Here is a 3,845-nt window from a genome sequence, read left to right on the forward strand (position 1 = left end):
CGCCAATGCCTGCGGCCGCTTCGACCAGTTCACCACCAGTGACGCCGATGCCTGCGGCAGCGGCAGCCTTACCGGCGGCTTCGGGTACGGCTACCACTACAGCTACGACTACGACGAACCCATAGTCAAACGAGACGGCGTCGATACAGCGACCGAACCGCCTTTACCGGTCCGCATCACGAAAAACGGGTTCCGGTGCATTGCACCGGAACCCGTTCAACAACAAGACGATGCCAAGCCTTACACGCCGTCGCGCCGTACGAGGCCCTGGCTAATCATCAACCTCCGCCACCGTTTTGCGGTGCAAGCGTAAGCTTGTTGCTCACCGACGTCACGCCGGGCACGCCCTTTGCAATCTCTTCCGCCTTCGGGATCTGATCACCGTCAGGCACCGAACCCGACAACACGACCGCACCATTTCGCGCACGCACGTAGATCTTCGACACGTCGATACCTTGCGCATGACTCAGCGCACGGCGAACGTCCAGGCCGAGCTTGCGGTTGACCTTCTTGGCATTAGTCGGGCTGGAAGTTGCGGCAGGGGCGGCCATCGCATCGCTCGATTGAGCATAAGCGCTCGACGCTACCGCGACGCATAACACGACGCCTAGCGCCTTCAACATATCAACTGCTTTCATAACTTCTCCTTTTGTTTCGCTTAAGACTTCGCAAAGTTATAACTGCTTTCTACTTCTTCTTGGACCGCATCAACCCAGCGGCTTGGCTACGACATCGGGCGGCCCATGCATGCAGGCGGCAACAAAGAATCCGCACGCGCAACGATACAGGCCGGCAATGTTGGCGACACGGTGTTGCGAGAGACTGGCGAAATCAACTGCCTGGCCGTTTCTTACGGGTAACGTTTCCGTGGCTCAGGACATAAGCTGCACATCATGCGACGTTTCCGGTTCTACCTGGAGCGCACTCCAAATGCCGGATAGGTGGCGCCGATGCGGGTTTAGCGGCAGCGAACGTCAATTTAATCCAGCCTCGCGAGAAGCGCAAAGCATTTAACGAGATGAAACATGCGTGAGTCCGCATTAACGTTCCTGCTAAGGGCGCGCCCGTGGTCCGCGCGCATTTTCGATCATGTACTATCGGCAAAAATTGGGATGCAACGACGCAAAAACAGATTGATCAGCCCCTTTTGACCGATCATCGTGTAGACACTCAGTACTTTTTTCTGGCAAAGCGACGCTTTTCGCCTCCGACGCTTTCGCACCACACTACCATCGTGAGTACTCCGAGGGTTTTCCCGGGAGCCGCCGCGTTTTTCATGCGGTTCACTTATTGCGGGCTCGTTGTGGCGCTCGCTTCGCCGGCTTCTCCCTGCTTCTCCCCGTTCAACCGATACTCATCATGACCCAACCCGCTGGCTCCGACGTTCCGCCGCCCGACGCTGCATCGGTCGCACGACCCAAAAGGCGCCGCCCTCACCTTCCGTCTTCCATGGCGCGTTTCGTCGCGATCTCGTGGCACGACCTGGCGGTATCGTTCGGACCTATCCTGCTGGTCAGCGCCGCCGCTCTCTATCTCGCGGTGCGCCTGATCCAGCCCGCGCCGCCGTCGACGCTCACCATGTCGGCTGGACCGAAGGGCAGTTCGTTCTATATCAACGCCGAAAAGTACAAGGACATCCTTGCGCGCAACGGCGTGACCCTGAAAGTTCAGGAGTCGCAAGGTTCCCTCGATAACCTCCTGAAGCTCGAAGACCCGAACTCGGGCGTCGATGTCGGCTTCGTACAAGGCGGAATGACCGTGCCGGGCGTCGCCGACGACCCACACAAGGATTTGATGTCGCTCGGCAGCGTCGGCAGTGTGCCGCTGGCGGTGTTTTACCGTGGCCCCGTGCTGACGCGGCTGTCCGAACTACAAGGCAAGCGGCTTGCGATAGGCGGTGAAGGCAGCGGCACGCGCGCGCTCGCGCTCGCCTTGCTGAAAGCCAACGGCATCACGCCTGGCGACGGCACCGAGCTCCAGTCCTTGAGCGGTGACGAGGCTGCCGCAGCGCTGACGAACGGCGATATCGACGCGGCATTTCTCACCGGCGATTCCGCGCAGCCGCCGACCATGGCGAAGCTTTTGCGGCAACCGGGCATCCGCTTCTTCGACTTCAGCCAGGCCGAGGCGTACGCGCGGCGCTTCCCTTATCTGAAAGTCATCGAACTGCCGATGGGCGCCTTCGATTTCGCGAAGAACCTGCCCCCGCATCCGATCCACCTGATTGCGCCGACGGCCGAGCTGATTGCCCGCGACGGTCTGCATCCGGCGTTGTCGGATTTGCTGATCGAGGCCGCCAAGGAGGTCCACGGCCGCGCGACCCTGATGCAGCAGGCCAACGAGTATCCCGCGCCGCTGCAGCACGAATTTCGCATCAGCGACGACGCCGAACGCTATTACAAATCGGGCAAGAGCTTTCTTTACCGGACGCTGCCGTTCTGGATCGCGAGTCTCGCCGACCGCGTGCTCGTGCTGCTGGTACCGATCATCGTGGTGCTGGTCCCGGGCCTGCGGCTCGTGCCGGGAATCTACCGGTGGCGTGTGAGATCACGGATTTACAAGATGTACGGCGCGCTGATCGCAATAGAACGGGAAGCGCTGGGAGACCCCGACCCGGAACATCGGGAGGCGCTGATCACCCGGGTGGATGGAATAGAGACCGCCGTCAATCAGTTAAAGGTGCCGCTCGCCTATGCCGACCAGTTCTACGTGTTGCGGGAACATATCAACTTCGTGCGGCATCGGCTCGCGCTGGCGCATGAGGCGGCTGAGGACGGCGCCCACGACGCAGCGGGAGAGATCGCGCGCGAGCATCAGCGAGACAGCGTCCAGCACTCCACGTAATATCGAAAGAAGAAACGCCAAACATCCGGGTGCCCGGAATCGCAAAAGTCAGGAGATTCACATGTGTGCCGCACCCTCAACCGATCCGCGCCAGCTGTACTTTTTTTTCGATTTCAATTCGCCGTTCTCGTATCTGCTGCTGGAGCAGCACGAGAAATGGCCAGACATGCCTTTCCAGATCCTGCCCGTCGACTACCTGCCGCTGTTCAAGCACTGGGGCCAGCCGCTGCCTGGATCGATTCCATCGAAGCGCGTGTTTGCTTATCGGCATGCGCTCTTTCGTGCTGAACAACTCGGTATTCCGTTCAAGATGCCACCGTCGCATCCCTTCGATTCGTCCAAGGCGCTCCGTCTTGCGGTCGCGGCGGGCGGTGAGATCGGCTGCATTCGCGCGATCTTCAGGTTTATCTGGCGCGATGGCCGGGACCCCGGCACGCAGCAAGGCTTCAGGGATCTTTGCCACCATGTCGGCTTGCCTGACGGCGAGACAATGATCGAACGCGAAGACGTCAAGGCGAAGCTTCGCGCGAACAATGAACTTGCGGTCGAACAGGGGGTATTTGGCGTGCCGACGTTTGTGGTCGATCGGCAATTGTTCTGGGGCGAGGACACGCTGCCCATGTTGCTCTATGTTGCGCGCTCGCCGAACTGGCTCGACGGAGTTGAAGTCAAGCGGATCAGTTCGCTGCCGACCGCGACGCCGGAGGTTCTGGACGGCCAAGGCGCAGGAACCGACCTATCCCGCGCATAGGGCGCACGCTATGGCGCGGCGCGATGGACGGCCTTAAGGTGTCGTCATGCCATGCCCTGCCCGGCTTTAATGCGTGCAGAAGCGGAGCTGCCCGTCCGCCAGCCCGAATGCCTCGCCTATGAACGACCCCGCCGACTCACTCGATATCTGGTTGCTCCGTGTCCTGCGCACGCTTCTCACCGAGCGCAGCGTGACGCAGGCGGCGCTGCGCCTGGGCCAGACGCAGCCCGCCATCAGCACGGCGCTGCGC

At 60.9% G+C, this 3,845-nt stretch carries 5 protein-coding genes; 4 read left to right on the forward strand and 1 reads right to left on the reverse strand.

Features of this window, described 5'->3' with window-relative positions; translation table 11 throughout:
- A partial coding sequence (locus WCA53_RS25215; protein ID WP_423916839.1) for a hypothetical protein occupies positions 1-313 on the forward strand: 313 nt, incomplete at its 5' end.
- Here WCA53_RS25215 and WCA53_RS25220 read toward each other — a convergent pair.
- Positions 279-638 carry a BON domain-containing protein gene (locus WCA53_RS25220; protein WP_423916841.1) on the reverse strand — a complete coding sequence of 120 codons (360 nt, stop codon included), beginning with the start codon at positions 636-638 and terminating at the stop codon, positions 279-281. The genes WCA53_RS25215 and WCA53_RS25220 overlap by 35 nt on opposite strands.
- Positions 639-1,359: 721 nt before the next feature.
- Between WCA53_RS25220 and WCA53_RS25225 the strand changes: the two genes are divergently transcribed.
- The 3 genes from WCA53_RS25225 to WCA53_RS25235 form a co-directional block, all read left to right on the forward strand.
- Positions 1,360-2,844: a TAXI family TRAP transporter solute-binding subunit gene (locus WCA53_RS25225; RefSeq protein WP_423916843.1), complete on the forward strand. Its 1,485-nt coding sequence runs from the start codon at positions 1,360-1,362 to the stop codon at positions 2,842-2,844.
- A gap of 61 nt (positions 2,845-2,905) precedes the next feature.
- Positions 2,906-3,595, forward strand: a complete 690-nt coding sequence (locus WCA53_RS25230) for a 2-hydroxychromene-2-carboxylate isomerase (RefSeq protein WP_423916845.1) — start codon at positions 2,906-2,908, stop codon at positions 3,593-3,595.
- A gap of 118 nt (positions 3,596-3,713) precedes the next feature.
- Positions 3,714-3,845 (forward strand): helix-turn-helix domain-containing protein (locus WCA53_RS25235; protein WP_423916847.1); only part of this gene is annotated, 132 nt, incomplete at its 3' end.

The organism is Caballeronia sp. (genome assembly GCF_049581465.1).
Classification (GTDB): domain Bacteria; phylum Pseudomonadota; class Gammaproteobacteria; order Burkholderiales; family Burkholderiaceae; genus Caballeronia.